At 71.8% G+C, this 15,475-nt stretch carries 12 protein-coding genes and 2 tRNA genes; 5 read left to right on the top strand and 9 right to left on the bottom strand.

What is annotated here, in order from left to right; translation table 11 throughout:
• Window positions 1-134 precede the first annotated feature (134 nt).
• A complete protein-coding gene (gene tig / locus ACZ4VF_RS12470) occupies window positions 135-1,514 on the bottom strand; it encodes a trigger factor (RefSeq protein ID WP_467925406.1) in 1,380 nt (459 codons plus the stop codon).
• Between the two features lie 193 nt (window positions 1,515-1,707).
• Window positions 1,708-1,784, bottom strand: a tRNA-Pro gene (locus ACZ4VF_RS12475).
• A gap of 162 nt (window positions 1,785-1,946) precedes the next feature.
• Between ACZ4VF_RS12475 and ACZ4VF_RS12480 the strand changes: the two genes are divergently transcribed.
• Window positions 1,947-2,017 (top strand) — tRNA-Gly (locus ACZ4VF_RS12480).
• 81 nt (window positions 2,018-2,098) lie between these two features.
• On the opposite strand, the gene ACZ4VF_RS12485 is transcribed toward ACZ4VF_RS12480, so the two are convergent.
• Window positions 2,099-4,237 (bottom strand): protein kinase domain-containing protein, encoded by a 2,139-nt coding sequence (locus ACZ4VF_RS12485; protein ID WP_467925408.1) that lies wholly within the window; start codon window positions 4,235-4,237, stop codon window positions 2,099-2,101.
• Window positions 4,238-4,302: 65 nt separating this feature from the next.
• A complete protein-coding gene (locus ACZ4VF_RS12490) occupies window positions 4,303-4,497 on the bottom strand; it encodes a hypothetical protein (protein ID WP_030345093.1) in 195 nt (64 codons plus the stop codon).
• 533 nt (window positions 4,498-5,030) lie between these two features.
• Here ACZ4VF_RS12490 and ACZ4VF_RS12495 point away from each other — a divergent pair.
• On the top strand, window positions 5,031-6,143 hold the full coding sequence (locus tag ACZ4VF_RS12495) for an acyltransferase family protein (RefSeq protein ID WP_467925410.1): 1,113 nt from the start codon (window positions 5,031-5,033) through the stop codon (window positions 6,141-6,143).
• Window positions 6,144-6,156: 13 nt separating this feature from the next.
• On the opposite strand, the gene ACZ4VF_RS12500 is transcribed toward ACZ4VF_RS12495, so the two are convergent.
• Window positions 6,157-6,603: an HD domain-containing protein gene (locus ACZ4VF_RS12500; RefSeq protein WP_467925412.1), complete on the bottom strand. Its 447-nt coding sequence runs from the start codon at window positions 6,601-6,603 to the stop codon at window positions 6,157-6,159.
• A 73-nt stretch (window positions 6,604-6,676) separates the two neighbouring features.
• On the bottom strand, window positions 6,677-7,849 hold the full coding sequence (locus ACZ4VF_RS12505) for a SpoIIE family protein phosphatase (protein ID WP_467925414.1): 1,173 nt from the start codon (window positions 7,847-7,849) through the stop codon (window positions 6,677-6,679).
• Between the two features lie 249 nt (window positions 7,850-8,098).
• On the opposite strand from ACZ4VF_RS12505, the gene ACZ4VF_RS12510 reads away from it, so the two are divergent.
• A complete protein-coding gene (locus ACZ4VF_RS12510; RefSeq protein ID WP_467925416.1) occupies window positions 8,099-9,340 on the top strand; it encodes a GNAT family N-acetyltransferase in 1,242 nt (413 codons plus the stop codon).
• Between the two features lie 111 nt (window positions 9,341-9,451).
• Here ACZ4VF_RS12510 and ACZ4VF_RS12515 read toward each other — a convergent pair whose 3' ends face one another.
• Window positions 9,452-10,261, bottom strand: coding sequence for an Fpg/Nei family DNA glycosylase (locus tag ACZ4VF_RS12515; protein ID WP_467925419.1), 810 nt, complete (start codon window positions 10,259-10,261; stop codon window positions 9,452-9,454).
• Window positions 10,262-10,386: 125 nt separating this feature from the next.
• The gene (locus ACZ4VF_RS12520; RefSeq protein ID WP_467925421.1) at window positions 10,387-10,872 is read right to left on the bottom strand and encodes a ribose-5-phosphate isomerase; all 486 of its coding nucleotides are present in this window, start codon (window positions 10,870-10,872) and stop codon (window positions 10,387-10,389) included.
• A gap of 217 nt (window positions 10,873-11,089) precedes the next feature.
• Here ACZ4VF_RS12520 and ACZ4VF_RS12525 point away from each other — a divergent pair, with 217 nt between their 5' ends.
• Entirely contained in the window at window positions 11,090-12,508 is a 1,419-nt protein-coding gene (locus ACZ4VF_RS12525) for an amino acid permease (protein WP_467925423.1), read from the top strand.
• Window positions 12,509-12,791: 283 nt separating this feature from the next.
• Here ACZ4VF_RS12525 and ACZ4VF_RS12530 read toward each other — a convergent pair whose 3' ends face one another.
• Entirely contained in the window at window positions 12,792-13,373 is a 582-nt protein-coding gene (locus ACZ4VF_RS12530; RefSeq protein WP_467925425.1) for a biotin transporter BioY, read from the bottom strand.
• 364 nt (window positions 13,374-13,737) lie between these two features.
• Between ACZ4VF_RS12530 and ACZ4VF_RS12535 the strand changes: the two genes are divergently transcribed.
• Window positions 13,738-15,123 (top strand): amino acid permease, encoded by a 1,386-nt coding sequence (locus ACZ4VF_RS12535; RefSeq protein ID WP_467925427.1) that lies wholly within the window; start codon window positions 13,738-13,740, stop codon window positions 15,121-15,123.
• Window positions 15,124-15,475 lie beyond the last annotated feature (352 nt).

Below are 15,475 nucleotides of genomic sequence, written 5' to 3' on the forward strand. Positions count from 1 at the left end.
CCCCCGCGGCGGAGCCGCACACCGGTACGGCCCCGCGCCCCTGAGGCCGGCCGCCGCCCCCGCATACGACGAACGGGCCCCGGGGACAGTCCCCAGGGCCCGCTGTACGTGCCTCACAGGCGCCGTAGGACCGCTCAGCCCTCGGCGTTCTCCTCGGAGGTCTCGGAGGTCTCCGACGCCTCGGCGGCCCCGGTCTCCTCCTCCTCGTCGTCCAGGTTGACGATCTCGCCGTTGGTGTCCTTCACCGTGGCGGCCTCGACCACGACGGCCAGGGCCTTGCCGCGGGCGACCTCGCCGACCAGGAGCGGCACCTGGCCGCCCTCGACGACGGCCTGGGCGAACTGGTCGGGGGACATGCCGGAGGAGGCCGCACGCCGCATGAGGTGCTCGGTGAGCTCCTCCTGGTTGACGTTGAGCTGCTCCTTCTTGACCAGCTCGTCGAGGACGAACTGGGTCTTGATGCCCTTGACCGCGGCCTCGCGGGTCTCGGTCTCGAACTCCTCGGCGGTCTTGCCCTGGATCTCCAGGTACTTGTCGAGGGTGAGGCCCATCTGGCCGAGCTGGTGGTGCTCCAGGTTGTGCTTGCGGGTGTTGATCTCGTCCTCGAGGAGCTTCTCGGGGACGGGGACCTCCACCAGCTCCAGCAGCTTCTCCAGGACGCGCTCCTGGGCCTGCGTGGCCTGGTCGAACTGCTTCATGTTCGCGAGGCGCTTGCGGCTGTCGGCCTTCAGCTCCTCCAGGGTGTCGAACTCCGAGGCGAGCTGCGCGAACTCGTCGTCCAGCTCGGGCAGTTCGCGGGCGGCGACCTGGGTGACCTTGACGGTGACCTCGGCCTCCTTGCCCGCGGCGGAGCCGCCCTTCAGCTCGGAGGTGAAGGTGGCCTCCTCACCGGCGGACAGGCCCTTCACGGCGTCGTCGATCCCGTCCAGCAGCTCACCGGAGCCGATGGTGTACGAGACACCGTTGGCGATGCCGTCCTCCAGGACCTCGCCGTCGACCTTGGCCTCCAGGTCGATGGTGACGACGTCGCCGTCCTCGGCGGCACGCTCGACGGGAGAGGTCGACGCGAAGCGCTCACGGAGCTGCTCCACGGACTTCTCGACGTCCTCGTCGGTGACCTCGACGGCGTCGACCTCGACCTCGATGCCGGAGTAGTCCGGGATCTCGACGGCCGGGCGGACGTCCACCTCGGCGGTGAAGTTCAGCGTCTCGCCGTCCTTCAGCTCGGTGATGTCGACGTCGGGCTGGCCCAGCGGGCTCAGCTCGGCCTCGTTGACCGCCTCGGTGTAGAACTTCGGCAGCGCGTCGTTGACGGCCTCCTCCAGCACCGCGCCGCGGCCGAACCGCTGGTCGATCACGCGGGCGGGGATCTTGCCCTTGCGGAAGCCCTTCACCGTGACCTGCTGGTTGATCTTCTTGTACGCCGCGTCGAGGCTGTCCTTGAGCTCCTCGAAGGGCACCTCGACAGTGAGCCGAACCCGGGTCGGGTTCAGGGTCTCCACGGCGCTCTTCACGGTTCGGTCTCCTTGTGGCTGACTTCTCGGGTTCTGCCGGAGCCTGACGGGCCCGGCGGATTTAGCCGCCCGGAGGAGTTCGTAGGCCGTGAGGGCCAGGACACACGGGCGCGCAGCTTGCATAGTAACCGCAGCCGGTCAGCGCCCCAAAAGGCGATCATCACGACGTCGTGAGCCGGACGTCGTGAGCCGGTGGTCGGGGTGGCGGGATTTGAACCCACGGCCTTCCGCTCCCAAAGCGGACGCGCTACCAAGCTGCGCCACACCCCGTCTGGTGCGACACGTAGGGTACATGCCCGGGCCCGTTCCGTCGGCGGCATTCTCCGCGGCGGGACGCGTGGTGCCGCTGTGTTCCGACTCGTTGGCCTCGGCGGCGGGCGACCCGCTACGATGCCTTCAGTGCCGCGGTCACCCGACCTGCGGCGCAGCGCTGCGGGCGTAGCTCAATGGTAGAGCCCTAGTCTTCCAAACTAGCTACGCGGGTTCGATTCCCGTCGCCCGCTCTCTCGGTCCAGGGGCCCGGTCTCCGCTTCGGCGGTGCCGGGCCCCTGGCGTTTGTCCGGGGCGGGGGCGCCCCGCGGGTGTCACAGGTCGCTGACGTCCACGCTGTAGACCGCGCGCATGCCGTAGGGGACGTAGAGGGCGTCGCCGTACAGGACGGGGGCCGCCGGGGTGGTGCCGGCGCTGCTGTCGCCGTCGTCGCGGCCGGGGAGGGTGCCGGTGACCCTGCCGGTGCGCAGGTCGAGGGCGGCGAGCCGGCCGGTGGGCGAGGCCAGGAAGAGGCGGGTGGCGGAGGCGGTGGGCGGGCCGGGCTGCTCGACGGTGGAGTTGCTCTGCCACCGCTCGCGCCCGGTGAGCGGGTCGATCGCGCGGACGCTGCCGCTGGTGAGGGTGAGGTACAGGGTGTCGCGGACGACGTAGGCGCCGGAGGCGGGGCGCGGGGCGGCCAGCCGTACGGTCGTCAGGACGTGCGAGGAGGTGTCGATCAGCGTCAGGCCGGTCAGCTTGTCCAGGAGCGGGTCGGCGCCGAACACGAGGTGGCCCCGGGTCTGCCCCAGCAGGGACAGCGCGCCCTTGGCGGTGATCTTCCAGGTGGTCCTGCCGGTGGCGGGGTCGAGCCGGGCGACGGTGGTGCGCGGGTGGTCGCCGTTGTCGTCGGAGGTGCTGCAGATCAGGTACGGCCGGCCGCCCGCGGCGGCCAGTACGCATTCGCTGTCGGCGCCCTGGGGCAGTCTGTGCCGCCAGCGGACCGTGCCGTGCGCGGCGTCGAGCAGGGCGTAGGAGTCGGAGGCGGCTCCGTACGTGGAGATGACGCCGGCCGGGGTGGCGACGGCGCCGGCGTACTCCGGTCCGGGGCCGTCGACGTTGTCGGCGACGACGGTGCTCCAGACCGGCTTGCCGGTGTCCGGGTTCAGGGCCTGCACGGTGTACCGGGTGCGGCTCTGCGGCTCCTCGCCCTTCTTGATGTCGGTGCTGTCGGCGCCGAAGGCGTAGACGACGCCGGGGCGGGCACCGATGAGCGTGCCGCCGCCGCTGGCCGAGGTCTCGGCGGGGGTGGGGTCCATGGGCCGGGACCAGGTGTTGCGGCCCTCGGCGAGGGTGAAGCGGGCCGCCATGATCCCGTCGCCGGCGCACAGCAGCGCCTTGTCGGCGATGGCGCAGCGGCTGAACGGTTCGCTCGGGCTCATGGCCTGCGGGTTGCCGGCCAGGGGGTCCGAGGCCTGCCGGTGCCAGGCGTGCCAGCCGGCCGGCAGGTCGTGCGGGGCCTCGCCGCCGGCGCGGGCGAGGACGGTGGTGGCGGCCACGGCGGCCAGTACGACGGCGGCGGCGACGGCGGCCGGCCACCGACGGCGCCCGCGCGGGCGTACGGGCTCGGGATCCGGCGCCTCGGGCTCGGGGCGGGGGTCGGGCAGCCGGCCCTCGCGGAGCAGGTGGAGCAGCTCGTCGGGGCCGGGCCGGGACTTGGAGTGCTTCTCCAGGCAGAGGCGGACGAAGGGGAGCAGCTCGTCGGGGACGCCGGTCAGTTCCGGGGTGCCCTCGACGACACGGGTGGCGGTCTCCCAGGGGCTCGGGCTGTCGAAGGGGCCGCGCCGGGTGGCGGCGTACACGAGGACGGCGCCGAGGGAGAAGATGTCGGTGGCCGGGCCGACCTCGTGCGGGGAGGCGAACTGCTCGGGGGACATGAAGGGCGGGGTGCCCATCACCCGGCCGGTCTGGGTGAGGGCGTCCATGCCGGCGGCCTCGGCGGCGCGGGAGATGCCGAAGTCGATGACGCGGGGGCCGTCGTCGGCGAGCATCACGTTGGCCGGTTTCAGGTCCCGGTGGACGACTCCGGCGCGGTGGATGTCGCGCAGGGCCTCGGCGAGACCGGCGGCGAGTTCGCGCAGCCGGGCCGGCGGGAGCGGGCCGTGCCGGCGGACGTGGGTGCCGAGGTCCTCGCCGGGGATGTAGAGAGTGGCCATCCAGGGGCGGGGGGCGTCGGCGTCCGCGTCCACCACGGGTGCCGTGAAGGCGCCGCTGACCTGGCGGGCGGCGGCCACCTCGCGGCGGAACCGGGTACGGAACTCGTCGTCGTCGGCGTACTGGCCGTGGACGACCTTGACGGCGAGCCGGCGGCCGGAGGCGGAGCGGGCCAGGTAGACCACGCCCATGCCGCCGCTGCCGAGACGGTCCTCGATGAGGTAGCCGCCGATCTCCGCCGGGTCCGAGTCGCGCAGCGCCATTCCCGTACGTCCCCCCGTTGTTCCAGCTGTGCGGCCCGCTCAGGCCCGCCGGCTCCCCCGCCGGGTCAGAACCTGATCGAGTTGATGGACTCCGCTATCGAGTTCAGGAAGCGGTCGATCGATGGTGCCATGCCGGTGGAGGCGAGGAAGAAACCGAAGAGGATGGCGACGATGGCGGGGCCGGCCTTGATGTTCCCTCCTCGGATCAGCACCACCAGGATGATCGCCAACAGCAGCACCACAGACAGTGAAATGGCCACAACTGATCACACCCTCGGTCGGTCCGCTCTCCCGGCCCGGAGGTACGGCCCGCGCACCCCCGCCAGAACCATCGTGCCACCAACCCGCCCCCCTCATGCGGCGCATGACACAACGTCGGCGGCGGTGCCGGTCCGGGCGATCTTCCGCACAGTAATTCGAGGGGCTTGCGATGCCCGACTCCCGCAGGAATTCCGTGACTTCGTTTCCGTGTCCACACATCACATGCGCAGGTAATTGGAATTGATGACACAGAGACGACGTATGACCCAATTAGTCAGGATGAATCGGGACATCACGGGTGAACTGGCGACCCGAGTGTGCTCACCATCACGTGGACGAGGAAGGCAAGTTCGGTAAATGAGCGGGTACTCGGACCCGATAACCAGGAATGACTGCGGGAGTTTTACGAAATCCCGCAGACGACGCTAGGGTGCCTGAGATGTTTGACGCCGCCTCGTCCCCCGGCCAGAACCGCAGCCCACTCCCCCCGGCACAGCCGCCGGCGGACGGAGTGCCCGCTCCGCGTACCCCGATGGGCGCGCAGACCCGGCCCGGGCAGCGGCGCGGGCCGCGGCAGGCGGCGCCGGGAGCCGGGTCCGGGCGGCAGCGCGACGCGTTCTTCGACAACGCCAAGTACCTGGCCATCGTGCTCGTGGCGATGGGGCACGCCTGGGAGCCCCTGAAGGGCGACAGCCGCATCCTGGAGGGCGCGTACACCGTCGTGTACTCCTTCCACATGCCGGCGTTCATCATCATCTCCGGCTTCTTCTCACGCAGCTTCGACATGCGCCCGGACCGGCTGAAGCGGCTCATCACCGGCGTCGCCGTGCCGTACGTCCTGTTCGAGACGGCCTATCCGCTCTTCAAGAACGCGGTCACCGGCTCGCGCGAGGAGATCAGCCTCCTCGACCCCTGGTACCTGACCTGGTTCCTGGTCGCCCTGTTCGTCTGGCGGCTGACCACGCCCGTCTGGAAGCTGGTGCGCTGGCCGCTGCCGCTGGCCCTCGGCATCGCCATGCTGGCGACCGTCAGCCCGACCATCGGTGACGACCTCGATCTGCAGCGGGTCCTGCAGTTCCTGCCGTACTTCGTGCTCGGCCTGTGCATGAAGCCGGAGCACTTCCACCTGGTGCGCCGGCGTTCGGTGCGGATCGCCTCGGTGCCGGTGTTCGCGGCGGCGCTGGCGGTCGGCTGGTGGGCGGTGCCCCGCATGAACACCGCGTGGTTCTACCACCGGGACTCCGCCCAGGAACTGGGCGCCCCCTGGTGGTGCGGCCCGGTGATGACGCTCGCCATGATGGGCTGCTCGCTGCTGCTGACGGCCTGTTTCTTCGCCTGGGTGCCGCGCCGGCGGATGTGGTTCACCTCGCTCGGCGCGGGCACCCTGTACGGCTATCTGCTGCACGGCTTCCTGGTGAAGTTCGGCGACTACCGCGGCTGGTTCGAGCACCCCTGGCTGCACCGCCCGCTCGGCGAGATCCTGGTGACCGTGCTGGCCGCGGCGGCCGTCACGGCGCTGTGCACCCGGCCGGTGCAGCGCGTCTTCCGGTTCGCGATGGAGCCGCGGATGGAGTGGGCGTTCCGGCAGGACGCGGCCGAACTCGCCCGCGAGCGGCACCGGCAGCCGGAGAAGGCCGGCGTCTAGCCGGGCCCCCGGCTCAGGGTTCGACGCCGAGGAGGGCGCGCATCCGGGCGTACTTCCCGGCCAGTCGGGTCCGGGTCGGCTCGTCGAGGACCGCGAGCCGCCGCGGGTCGGCGTTGTGCGCCAGGTCGGCCTCCTTCACCAGTCGCGCGCCCGGGGTGTCGAGGATCCGCCGCGCGTACGCCTCCGGTTCCTCGCCGGGCCGTCTGGTGAGGGCGTCCACGATGGCCTTGGTGCGCGGGGCCAGGGCGGCGGCGGCCAGCCACTGCCGGGTGAGCGCGTCGTCCTCGACGGCGTCGTGCAGCCAGGCCGCCGCGATCTGCTCCGGGTCCCCGCCGCGGGCGCGCACGCCCTCGGCGACGGCCGCGAGGTGCTCGGCGTACGGTCGTCCCGCCTTGTCGGTCCGCCCCTCGTGGGCCGCGCGCGCGACGGCCTCGACCTCGGCGAGCGTGAGGTGGTTCATGGGGCCAGTGTCTCCCGGCCCGAGCCGTTCACGGGGCCGGACCGCCCACGGGGCGGGTCGCCGGCCGGGGTGTTCAGCGGCCGTTCGGCGTCGCCTCGCGGCAGATCAGCAGCAGGGCCCGGTCGTCGTTGACGTCCTTCGCCACCGCCTCGATGAGGTGCCAGGCGGCGCCGTGGAAGCCGCCGGCGACATAGCGGTCGGCCTCGCCGGTGAGCCGGTCGATGCCCTCCACGATGTCCCGGTCGGAGGTCTCCACCAGTCCGTCCGTGAACAGCATCAGCACGTCCCCGGGCCGCAGCGAGCCCTTCACGGGGTCGAACTGGGCGCCGTCGTACACGCCGAGCAGCGGTCCCTCGGCGGCCTTCTGCTCCCAGCGCCCGCTGCCCGCGCTGAGCTGGAGCCCCGGCGGATGGCCCGCGGTGTACAGCTCGTAGTCCCCGGAGTCGAGGTCCAGGACGAGGTGGATGGAGGTGGCGAAGCCCTCGTCCCAGTCCTGGCGGAGCAGGTAGCCGTTGGCGGCCGGGAGGAAGGCGTGTGGGGGCAGCGAGCCGAGGAGGCCACCGAAGGCGCCGGACAGCAGCAGCGCGCGCGAACCGGCGTCCATGCCCTTGCCGGACACGTCCGTCAGTACGACCTCCAGCGTGCGGCCGCCGTTGGTGCGGGCCGCGACGACGAAGTCACCGGAGAACGACTGGCCGCCCGCCGGACGCAGCGCCATCTCGTGGTGCCAGCCCTGCGGCAGCTTCGGCAGCTTGCTCTGCACCCGGATCCGCTCGCGCAGGTCGAACAGCATGGTGCCGCCGCGTCTCCAGGGCACGCCGACCCGGCTGCGGAACTGCGCGGTCAGCAGTCCGAAGAAGCCGCACGCGGCGACCACCAGGACGATGCCCGGGGTGACCCGCGAGGGGCCCTCGGTGTACGGGCCGAGGCGCACCGACTCCACGATCAGCGCGGTGGCCGCCGCCGCGTACAGCCCGAGCAGGCTCGCCGGGCGCAGCAGCAGTCCGCCGGCGACGATGGGCAGCACCAGGGTGGCCGGGGAGCACCACACCGAGTCGAACAGGGTCATGGCGGCGAGCACGGGGACGGTCAGCAGCAGTCCGGCGAAGGCGACCCAGTCGGAGCCGTCCCCGCGGAAGTAGTCCACGGCGCTTCTGCGCAGGCCGACGCGGACCCGGTGCCACTGCTTCTTCCACCGGGCCGTGAGCGTCTCGGCCTTCGAGCGCCGCTGTCGTCCTGCTGCCATCAGTTCGCGACCCTATCCAGCGGACCGGCTGCTTGGCACGGGAGGTCCCACTTGTCCCCCCTGCGAGATTCCACTTCGCCGTCCGCCCACCGGAATCGCCCCGGAATCGCCCTGGGATCCCCCGGAAAGGCCCCGGATTCGCCCGGCGTTCCCGGCCCGCTTCCGGCCGGTATCCGGTCGGTATCCGGCTGGACTGCGCCGGTGCGAAAATCGCTGGCTCGTCCCGCTTCGCCCTGATAGGCATGGCTCATGGGGACTGATCAGGGGATCGAGCCGAAGACGTTGCGCCCGGAGGATTTCGACCGGTGGTGGGAGCACGTGGTCCGCGCCTTCGGCGGCGGACCGGCCTCCGCCGAAGAGCGTGAACTGGACAAGTCGCTGACCGAGTTCGACCGCTCGCTGGCCGTCTGGGACGGTGACACACTCGTCGGCACGTCCGGGGCGTTCAGCTTCCGGATGACCGTGCCGGGCGGGGCCGTGGTGCCCACTGCCGGCGTGACGATGGTCAGCGTGGCCGCGACGCACCGGCGGCGCGGGGTGATGACGTCGATGATGCGGCGGCTGCTGGACGACGCGCGCGCCAAGGGCGAGCCGCTGGCCGCGCTGTTCGCCTCCGAGCCCGCGATCTACGGCCGCTTCGGGTACGGCATGGCGACCTTCCAGCTGGGCGCCGAGATCGACACCGGCCGGGTGACGCCGGCCCTGCCCCCGGGCACCGACGAGGTGCGCGTGCGGTACGCGGCCCCCGCGGACGTCCTGGAGGAGTGCGAGGCGGTGTACGCGGCGCTGGTGCCCCGGCGCCCCGGCATGCTGGCGCGCCGGCCCGGCTGGGAGCGGGCCGGGCTGCTCGACCCGGAGAGCGAGCGGGAGGGGGCGTCGGCCCTGCAGTGCGTGGTCGCCGAACGGGACGGCGAGGTGACCGGGTACGCCCGCTTCCGGACCAAGATGGGCTGGGGGCCGAGCGGCCACGACGGCACGGTGACCCTGGAGGACCTGGGCGCGCTCGATCCGGCGAGCGAGGGCGCGCTGTGGCGTTTCCTGTTCGGCGTCGACCTGATGACGACGCTGCGGCTGCGGGGGCGGCCGGTCGACGACGCCTGGCAGCATCTGGTCTCCGACCTGCGTCGCTGTCTGCCGCAGCGGCGGGACGCGGGATACGTCCGGCTCGTGGACGTGGGAGCGGCCCTGTCGGCGCGTACGTATCTGACGCCCGTCGACGTGGTCTTCGAGGTCGAGGACACCTTCTGTCCGTGGAACGCGGGGCGTTGGCGGCTCAGCGGCGACCCGAAGGGCGCGTCCTGCGAGCGTACGGCCGACGGGGCCGATCTGGTCCTGTCCGTGCGGGAGTTGGGCGCGGCCTATCTGGGCGGGGTGAGCCTGCTGTCGCTGGCGGCGGCCGGGCGGGTGCGGGAGCTGCGGCCGGGGGCGCTGGCGGAGGCGTCGGTGGGCTTCGGGTCCCCGGTGGCCCCGTGGCTGCCGCACGGCTTCTAGGGCCTCTCTTCCGGATCTTGCCGGGGTCGCGCGACAGGCACCGTCGCCCGGAGCCGGCCTGATCCGAAAGAGAGGCCCTAGCCCACCGCCTCCCGGGTCACCGGTTCCGGGTCACCGCTGCTGGCAGGTGGGGCACCAGAAGAGGTTGCGGGCGGCCAGGCCGGCGGTGCGGATCTCCCCGTCGCAGACGTGGCAGGGCAGGGCGGCGCGGCGGTAGACGTAGACCTCGCCGCCGTGGTCGTCCACGCGGGGCGGGCGGCCCATCGCCTCCGGGGTGTGCTCCGGGCGGACGGTGTCGATCCGGTTGTTCCGTACGCCCTCCCGCATCAGCTCGACCAGGTCGGTCCAGAGCGCCTCCCACTCGGCCGGGGTGATGTCCCGTCCCGCGCGGTAGGGGTCGATGCCGTGCCGGAAGAGGACCTCGGCGCGGTAGACGTTGCCGACGCCGGCGACGGTCTTCTGGTCCATGAGGAGCGCGGCGATCGTGGTGCGGCTGCGGGAGATCCTCCGGTACGCCGCGTCCGGGTCGGCGTCCGCGCGGAGCGGGTCGGGACCCAGGCGGTCGTGGACCGCCCGCTTCTCGGGGTCCGTGATCAGGGCGCAGGTGGTGGGGCCGCGGAGGTCGACGTACGAGGTGTCGTTCGCGAGGCGGAGCCGGACGGTGTCCGTCGGCGGGGGCGGCGGGGCCTCGCCGAAGCCGACCTTGCCGAAGAGGCCGAGGTGGATGTGGACCCAGTCGGCGTGCCGGAACCGCAGGAAGAGGTGCTTGCCGTGGGCTTCCGTGGCCGTCAGCTCGGTGCGGTCCAGGAGGGCGGCGGCGTCGGAGAACTTGCCCTGGGGGCTGGTGACGCGGGCGGGCCTCCCCAGGAAGCGGTCGGCGTAGTCCTGGGCCAGGCGGTGAATGGTGTGCCCTTCTGGCACGGAGGGGGGTGTCCTTTCACTCCGGTCACTCCGGCGTCCACGCGGCCGGCGGGCGGGCCGGCCTGGCGCCGCCCCGCCCGGATCCCCTCCGGCCGGGCGGCCGGAGGGACGGGCGGGCCGAAGGGCTACTGCTGGGGGTGGTGGGCCGGAATCGGGGGGAGGTCGCCGGTCGTCTCGTAGGCCGACAGCATGTCGATGCGGCGGATGTGCCGCTCGTCGCCCGAGAACGGCGTGCCGAGGAAGATCTCGACGAACTTGGTCGCCTCCTCGGTGCTGTGCATCCGCGCACCCACGGCGACCACGTTGGCGTCGTTGTGCTGGCGTCCGAGCGCCGCCGTCTCCTCGCTCCAGGCCAGCGCCGCGCGCACGCCCTTCACCTTGTTCGCGGCGATCTGCTCACCGTTGCCGGACCCGCCGATCACGATGCCGAGGGCGTCCGCGTCCGCGGCCGTCCTCTCCGCGGCGCGGAGGCAGAAGGGCGGGTAGTCGTCCTGGGCGTCGTAGATGTGCGGCCCGCAGTCGACGGGCTCGTGGCCGGCGGCCTTCAGCCACTCGACGAGGTGGTTCTTGAGTTCGTAGCCCGCATGGTCGGAGCCGAGATACACGCGCATGCCACGAGTGTGACACGGCCGTTCGGGGGCGGCAGCCTCAGGGTGGAGGGGGGCGAATACGCCCGAAAAGTGTGAGCAAGGCCATAGAACCTCAAGGGAACCTCAAGTAACGATACGGATTCAGAGGTTCCCGAATCCGTTCGCCTCGGATTCACTGGACCGACTCGTACACCGCTCGTACGGGTAGCCCCACACCTGGCGCAAAGGAAACCCCACCATGACCCCTGGTTCGGGCCTCCAAGCAGGACTCAAGAACCGTCACCTGTCGATGATCGCGATCGGTGGTGTCATCGGAGCCGGCCTCTTCGTCGGTTCCAAGTCGGGTATCGCCACCGCGGGACCCGGCATCCTCCTCTCCTACGCTCTCGTCGGCACGCTGGTCGTCCTCGTGATGCGGATGCTCGGCGAGATGTCCGCGGCCAACCCGACCTCCGGCTCGTTCTCCGCGCACGCCGACCGAGCGCTGGGCCGCTGGGCCGGTTTCTCCATCGGCTGGCTCTACTGGTTCTTCTGGGTCGTCGTGCTCGCCGTCGAGGCGACCGCCGGCGCCGGAATCCTCCACGACTGGATGCCGGGCATCTCGCAGTGGGTCTGGGCGCTCATCGTGATGAGCGTGCTCACCGCGACCAACCTGGTCTCCGTCGGCTCCTACGGCGAGTTCGAGTTCTGGTTCGCCGGGATCAAGGTCGTGGCGATCAGCGCGTTCATCGTCGTCGGCCTGCTGGCCATCTTCGGTGTCCTGCCGGGCGTCCACGCCGACCAGGCGAGCTTCGGCAACCTGACCTCGCACGGCGGATTCCTGCCGCACGGCCCCGGCTCGATCCTCACCGGTGTGCTGCTGGTCGTCTTCTCCTTCATGGGCAGCGAGATCGCCACCCTGGCGGCCGGTGAGTCGGAGAACCCGCAGCAGGCGGTCACCAAGTCGACCAACAGCATCATCTGGCGGATCGGCGTCTTCTACCTGGGCTCGATCCTGGTCGTGGTCTCGCTGCTGCCGTGGGACTCCCCGGCCATCGCGAAGGACGGCTCCTACGTCGCCGCGCTGAACTCGCTGGGCATCGCGCACGCCGGCCAGATCATGAACTTCATCGTGCTGACCTCGGTGCTGTCCTGTCTGAACTCGGGCCTGTACACGGCCTCCCGCATGGCCTTCTCGCTCGGCGAGCGGGGTGACGCGCCGAAGGCGTTCGCGCGGGTCAACAGCCGGGGTGTGCCGATGGCGGCGATCCTCGCGTCGGTGGTGTTCGGCTTCGTCGCCGTCTTCTTCAACTACCTGTCCCCGGACACGATCTTCCTCTTCCTCGTCAACTCCTCCGGCGCGGTGGCCCTGTTCGTGTGGCTGGTCATCTGCTTCTCGCAGCTGCGGATGCGGAAGATCCTGCAGCAGGAGGCGCCGGAGAAGCTCGTCGTGAAGATGTGGCTGTACCCGTACCTGACCTGGGCGACGGCCGCGCTCATCGTGTTCGTCCTCGGCTACATGCTGACCGACACCAAGCACGACGGCCGGGAGACCGTGCTGCTGTCGCTGCTGGTCGCGGCGATCGTGCTGGTGATCGCCGTGGTCAAGGAGCGGGTCGCGGCGAACCGCACGGCCCCGGCGGCCGAGGCCCCTGCCGACAAGCTCCCCGTCGGCTGATTCCGCCCGGACACACGCGAGAGGCCCGGGGGGGGGGGGGGGGGGGGGGGGGGGGGGGGGGGTGGGGGGGGGGAGGGGGGTGGGGAGGGGGGGGGGGGGGGGGGGGGGGGGGGGGGGGGGGGTGGGGGGGGGGGGGGTGGGGGCGTGCCCCCCCCCCCCCCCCCCCCCCCCCCCCCCCCTCCCCCCCCCCCCCCCCCCACCCCCCCCCCTCCCCCCCCCCCCCCCCCCCCCCCCCCCCCCCGGGCCTCTCGCGTGAGAACGGCGTTCCGCGGGAACCGCCGCGTCAGCGCTTGCCGGCCAGCTTCCAGGCCGCCGGCAGGGCGCCCATCGCCAGGGCGGCCTTGAGGGCGTCGCCGAGGAGGAAGGGGGTGAGGCCGGCCGCGACGGCCTGGGAGGCGGAGAGGTGGGCGGCCAGCGCCAGGTAGGGCACGCCGACCGCGTAGATGACGGCCTCGCCGAGGATCATCGTGCCGGCCATGCGCAGCGGGGAGCGGTCGGCGCCCCGGCGGGCCAGGGCGCCGACGAGGGCGGAGGCCAGCATCATGCCGAGGACGTAGCCGAAGGAGACCAGACCCGTTCCGGAGGCACCCTGGGCGAACCACGGCACGCCCGCGAGACCCGCGACGGCGTACAGGGCGAGGGAGAGGAAGCCGCGGCGGGCGCCGAGGGAGGTGCCGACGAGCAGCGCGGCGAAGGTCTGGCCGGTCACCGGCACCGGGGAGCCGGGCACGGGCACCGACAGCTGGGCCGCGAGGCCGGTGAGCACGGCGCCGCCGACGACGAGGGCGACGTCGCGCACGCGGGACGCGGGGAGCAGGTCGGCGAGGACTGCGCCGGGGCGGGTGGTGGCGGTGGCGGTGCTCATGGGGACTCCGCGGGATGGTGTGGACACGTCGGGACACCGTGACGCTATACCGGCGCGCTCGCGCGATCACCGTCAGTGGTCGACAAAGGGGGCGACGGCGGCTTGGTGTGCTTCACACAAACGGGGCCGCTTACACATGGTCGGGCGTGATACCAGTCACGGAGGCAGAGACGTTCCGCTCACTTCCGCGTGTGGATCACAAACTGTAGGGTCCCACCAAAGCACGCACCGCCAGTCGGTAGCTGGCCCCTCACCTTGCGTGCGGCTGGCGTCCGGATAGTGGGCAACCTCTCCGCGTGAGCGGACGGTCTGCCCAGACTGGCGGGGTTTTTTCCCGCCCCCTCGCACTGGGAGAGCCGCGCCCATGCCCAGCAGCACGACCCGGGAGACGCCGCCGCAGCAGCGCGCGGACGGCTCCCTCTCCCATGGCCTGAAGCAGCGCCACCTGTCGATGATCGCCCTCGGCGGTGTGATCGGCGCAGGCCTGTTCGTCGGTTCCGGGGCGGGCATCGCCGCCGCCGGTCCGTCCATCGTGATCGCCTACACCGTCTCCGGCCTCCTGGTGATGCTGGTGATGCGGATGCTCGGCGAGATGTCGGCCGCCTACCCCTCCTCCGGTTCCTTCTCCGCGCACGCCGAGCGGGCCATCGGCCCCTGGGCGGGCTTCGCCGCGGGCTGGTCGTTCTGGGTGCTGCTGTGCACGGCGGTCGGCCTGGAGGGCATCGGCGCGGCGCACATCGTCACCGGCTGGCTGCCCGGCACGCCCGAGTGGATGTGGGTGGCGCTGTTCATGGTCGTCTTCTGCGGCACGAACCTGGCCGCCGTGAAGAACTTCGGCGAGTTCGAGTTCTGGTTCGCCGCGCTGAAGGTCGGCGCGATCAGCCTGTTCCTGATCCTGGGCGCCCTGGCCATCGCGGGTGTGCTGCCCGGCACGGACTCCCCCGGCACCTCGCACCTCGCCCACTTCTTCCCGCACGGCAGCGACGGTCTGATCATCGGCCTGCTCGCGTCCGTCTTCTCCTACGGCGGCATGGAGACGGTCACCATCGCCGCGGCCGAGTCGGAGAACCCGGTCCGGGGCGTGGCCTCCGCCGTCCGTACCGCGATGTGGCGCATCGCCCTGTTCTACATCGGCTCCATGGCGGTCGTCGTCACCCTGATCCCGTGGGACGCCAAGGAGGTCGTCGAGAAGGGCCCCTACGTCGCCACCCTCGATCACCTCGGCATCCCCGGCGCCGGCCAGCTGATGAACGTCGTCGTCCTGGTCGCCCTGCTCTCGGCGATGAACGCCAACATCTACGGCTCCTCGCGGATCGCCTACTCGCTGGTCGAGCGCGGCCAGGGCCCGAAGGTGCTGGCGAAGCTGTCCGGCGGGGTGCCGCGGATCGCCGTCCTCGTCTCCTGCGTCCTCGGGTTCGTCTGCGTCCTGCTCAGCTACTGGAGCCCGAACGGCGCCTTCAAGTGGCTGCTGAACATGATCGGCGCGGTCATCCTGGTCGTCTGGATCTTCATCGCGGTCTCCCAGCTGATGCTGCGCCGGCGCATCGAGCGCGAGGCCCCCGAGAAGCTGGTCGTGCGCATGTGGGCGTTCCCGTGGCTGACCTGGGTCGCGCTGGCCGGCATGGTCGGGATCTTCGTCCTGATGGCCCGTGAGCCCGACACCCGGGTGCAGCTGTACTCGACGGGCGTGATGACGCTGGCCCTGGCCGCCGTCGGATACGCCTGGCAGCGGGTGCGCGCCCGGCGCTGACCCCCGCGTCCCGGAAAGGCCCCCGCGTGCGACACGCGGGGGCCTTTCGGTTGCTCCGGCTCCCCGCCACCGTGTCGGGTGAGAAGACGATCACGAGGCGAGGCAGCCTTATTGCGACTCTATTGCAATTACAGCCTCTGATCAATAAGAGCGGGGCGTGTCGAGGGGGAACAGCACGCCCCGCGCGCCCCGCCCGGGCCTCCCGCTCCCCGCGGCCGGTGCCGTGCGGCCGCCTGACAGCGCGCCCGGGAACGTCCCGCGTCCGTCCGGGACGTCCGCGTGATTTCCCCCGTGCGCGGGGGATTGACGGCCCTTCGCCCGCCATAACACGCTCGGTTGTCGAGTCGACCCG

The sequence above is a fragment of the Streptomyces sp. NPDC029151 genome (assembly GCF_055564315.1).

What these genes read in the sequence shown, in the direction of transcription:
- ACZ4VF_RS12485 (WP_467925408.1), bottom strand. Translation starts at nt 4,237, where the DNA reads ATGGCGCTGCGCGACTCGGACCCGGCGGAGATCGGCGGCTACCTCATC.
- ACZ4VF_RS12495 (WP_467925410.1), top strand. Translation starts at nt 5,031, where the DNA reads ATGGGCGCGCAGACCCGGCCCGGGCAGCGGCGCGGGCCGCGGCAGGCG.
- ACZ4VF_RS12500 (WP_467925412.1), bottom strand. Translation starts at nt 6,603, where the DNA reads ATGAACCACCTCACGCTCGCCGAGGTCGAGGCCGTCGCGCGCGCGGCC.
- ACZ4VF_RS12505 (WP_467925414.1), bottom strand. Translation starts at nt 7,849, where the DNA reads ATGGCAGCAGGACGACAGCGGCGCTCGAAGGCCGAGACGCTCACGGCC.
- ACZ4VF_RS12510 (WP_467925416.1), top strand. Translation starts at nt 8,099, where the DNA reads ATGGGGACTGATCAGGGGATCGAGCCGAAGACGTTGCGCCCGGAGGAT.
- ACZ4VF_RS12520 (WP_467925421.1), bottom strand. Translation starts at nt 10,872, where the DNA reads ATGCGCGTGTATCTCGGCTCCGACCATGCGGGCTACGAACTCAAGAAC.
- ACZ4VF_RS12525 (WP_467925423.1), top strand. Translation starts at nt 11,090, where the DNA reads ATGACCCCTGGTTCGGGCCTCCAAGCAGGACTCAAGAACCGTCACCTG.
- ACZ4VF_RS12530 (WP_467925425.1), bottom strand. Translation starts at nt 13,373, where the DNA reads ATGAGCACCGCCACCGCCACCACCCGCCCCGGCGCAGTCCTCGCCGAC.
- ACZ4VF_RS12535 (WP_467925427.1), top strand. Translation starts at nt 13,738, where the DNA reads ATGCCCAGCAGCACGACCCGGGAGACGCCGCCGCAGCAGCGCGCGGAC.